This window comes from Mesorhizobium sp. M4A.F.Ca.ET.050.02.1.1 (assembly GCF_003997725.1).
Lineage (GTDB): Bacteria > Pseudomonadota > Alphaproteobacteria > Rhizobiales > Rhizobiaceae > Mesorhizobium.
Genome location: NZ_RZSG01000780.1, coordinates 1 through 2,757, shown reverse-complemented (window position 1 = coordinate 2,757; position 2,757 = coordinate 1). Strand labels below are relative to the sequence as shown.

The following is a 2,757-nucleotide window of genomic DNA, read 5'->3' as shown; positions in this document are numbered from 1 at the left end:
ATGATGTCGCCAAGGCCAAGGAACTGCTCAAGCAAGCCGGCCTCGAGAACGGCTTCAAGGCGACGCTGAAGCTGCCGCCGCCTTCCTATGCCCGGCTTGGCGGCGAGATCATCGCCTCGGAGTTGCGCGACGTCGGCATCGATCTGGAGATCGTGCCCGTTGAATGGGCGCAGTGGCTGGACCAGGTATTTACCAAGAAGGACTACGACCTCACCATCGTCTCCCACACCGAGCCCAACGACATCGATATCTATTCGCGCAAGGACTATTACTTCAATTACAACAACCCGGCTTTCGACAAGGTCATCGCCGATCTGAACCTCACCTCCGACGAGGCCAAGCGCAAGGAACTGCTCGGTGAGGCGCAGAAGATCCTCGCCGACGATGCCGTGGTCGGCTTCCTCTACGAACTGCCGAAGGTCGGCGTCTGGGACGCCAAGCTGCAAGGCCTCTGGGAGAACGCGCCGATCCAGGCCAATGATCTCACCAAGGTGAAGTGGAGCGAGTGAACCCCAGCACTTCGTCATCAAAGGGTGGAGCAGCCACGCAGCGGCTGCGCAGACCCTAGGATCCATGCCATGGCTTGTGAGCGACCTCTGCGTTGCAGAATACAGGAGGCCCATCCGTGAAGACAGGAAAGCGTGACCTGGGTTCTGCATCGTCGCGCTCTTCGACCTCTGTCACGTCATGGATCCTGGGGTCTTCGCGACGTTGCTTCGCTCCTGCTCCGCCCCAGGATGACGAAGCCCGGGCGGTCAGCCTTCCATGAGTGCCTACCTCCTCAAGCGTCTGATCATCGCCGCCGCCACGCTGGTGCTGGCCTCCATGGTGGTGTTCGCGGTGCTGGAGATCATCCCCGGCGACCCGGCGCGGCTGATGCTGGGCATGAACGCCAGCGCCGAGCAGGTCGAGGTGCTGCGCAACCAGATAGGGCTCAACGCGCCGCTGGCCTTGCGTTACCTGCATTGGGCGGGCGGGTTGCTCAGCCTCGATTTCGGCCGCTCCTACACCTATTCGGTGCCGGTTATCGATCTCGTGCGCGAACGCGTCGTCGTCTCGCTGCCGCTGGCGCTGATCGCGCTGGCGCTGTCCACCGCTATCGCCATTCCGGTCGGGATTTATTCCGCCATCCGCCACGGCCGGGCCGGCGACGCTATCGCCATGGGCGCCGCCCAACTCGGCGTCGCCGTGCCGAACTTCTGGTTCGCGCTGATGCTGATCTATCTCTTCGCCGTCTGGCTGCGACTGGTGCCGGCCGGCGGCTTTCCCGGCTGGGGCGCCGGTGCCTGGCCGGCGCTGAAATCGCTGCTTCTGCCGGCGGTCGCCCTTGCCCTGCCGCAAGCCGCGATCCTTGCCCGCGTCGCCCGCTCGGCACTGATCGAGGTGCTGCACGAGGACTATGTCCGCACCGCCCGCGCCAAGGGCATGCCATACCGCGCCGTGCTCTGGCGGCACGCGCTGCGCAACGCCATGATCCCGGTACTCACCATTCTCGGTTTGCAATTCGCCTTCCTGCTCGCCGGCACCATCATTATCGAGAACGTCTTCTACCTGCCCGGCCTTGGACGGTTGGTGTTCCAGGCCATCACGCAGCGCGACCTGATCGTCGTCGAAAGCGTCGTCATGCTGCTGGTCGCCGCCGTCATCGCCGTCAACCTCCTCGTCGACCTCTCCTATGCGGTCGTCGATCCGCGCCTGAGAAGCCGGCAATGACGCTCCATGTCGACATCCCCGAAGAGACCGTTGGCGCACTGCTGGCCAAGGCGTTCCGCAACCGGTCCTTCCTCGTCGGCTTCGCCATCACCGCGCTGGTGGCGGCGATAGCGATGCTCTCCTATGTCTGGACGCCCTATGATGTCACCAGGCTGGTGATCTCGGACAAGACCCTGACGCCTTCATGGGCGCACTGGTTCGGCACCGACCATTTCGGCCGCGACATCCTGTCGATGATCATGGTCGGCGCCCGCAACTCGATCGCCGTGGCGCTGGTCGCGGTCGGCATCGGCATGGGCGTCGGCGTGCCGCTCGGCGCCTTTGCCGCCGCGCGCGGCGGCCTCGCCGACGAGGCGCTGATGCGGCTGAACGACCTCGTCTTCGCCTTCCCCGCGCTGCTGTCGGCGATCATGATCACCGCCATCTTCGGGCCGGGCGCGATCAACGCCATCATCGCCATCGGCATCTTCAACATTCCCGTTTTCGCGCGCGTCGCCCGCGCCGGCGCTCTCGCCATCTGGCCGCGTGAATTCATCCTGGCCGCGCGTGCCGCCGGCAAGGGGCCAACGCTGATCACCATCGAGCACATCCTGCCAAACATCGCCACGTTGCTCCTGGTGCAAGGCACCATCCAGTTCGCGCTGGGCATCCTTGCCGAAGCCGGCCTTTCCTATGTCGGCCTCGGCGCGCAGCCGCCGATGCCGAGCTGGGGTCGCATGCTGTTCGACGCGCAGACGCGCATGGTCGTGGCGCCGTGGATGGCGATCTTTCCGGGCATGGCGATCGTCGTCACCGTGCTCGGCCTCAACCTGCTGGGGGACGGCATCGCCGACATCCTCGACCCGAAATCGCGGCGGCAGCGATGAGCCTGCTCGAGATCGAGAACCTGTCGCTGGCGATCGGCGACACGCCGATCCTGAAGGGGGTCGAGCTTGCCGTGGCACCGGGCGAGGTCATGGGGCTTGTCGGCGAGTCCGGCTCGGGCAAGTCGATGACGGCGCTCACCGTGATGCGGCTTCTGCCCTTCGCGGCGCGTGCCGGCGG

The 2,757-nt window shown here is 65.4% G+C and carries 4 protein-coding genes; all 4 read left to right on the top strand.

Going from position 1 to position 2,757, the window contains the following annotated elements; translation table 11 throughout:
* A partial coding sequence (locus EOA33_RS31030) for an ABC transporter substrate-binding protein (RefSeq protein ID WP_245482489.1) occupies positions 1–509 on the top strand: 509 nt, incomplete at its 5' end.
* 256 nt (positions 510–765) lie between these two features.
* Positions 766–1,713, top strand: a complete 948-nt coding sequence (locus tag EOA33_RS31025; RefSeq protein ID WP_127407374.1) for an ABC transporter permease — start codon at positions 766–768, stop codon at positions 1,711–1,713.
* Complete coding sequence (locus EOA33_RS31020) at positions 1,710–2,579, top strand: ABC transporter permease (protein WP_126054129.1); 870 nt, start codon at positions 1,710–1,712, stop codon at positions 2,577–2,579. The genes EOA33_RS31025 and EOA33_RS31020 overlap by 4 nt, the downstream gene beginning before the upstream one ends.
* Positions 2,576–2,757: ATP-binding cassette domain-containing protein (locus tag EOA33_RS31015; RefSeq protein ID WP_127407373.1), on the top strand; the 182-nt coding region annotated here is incomplete at its 3' end. The genes EOA33_RS31020 and EOA33_RS31015, both read left to right, overlap by 4 nt.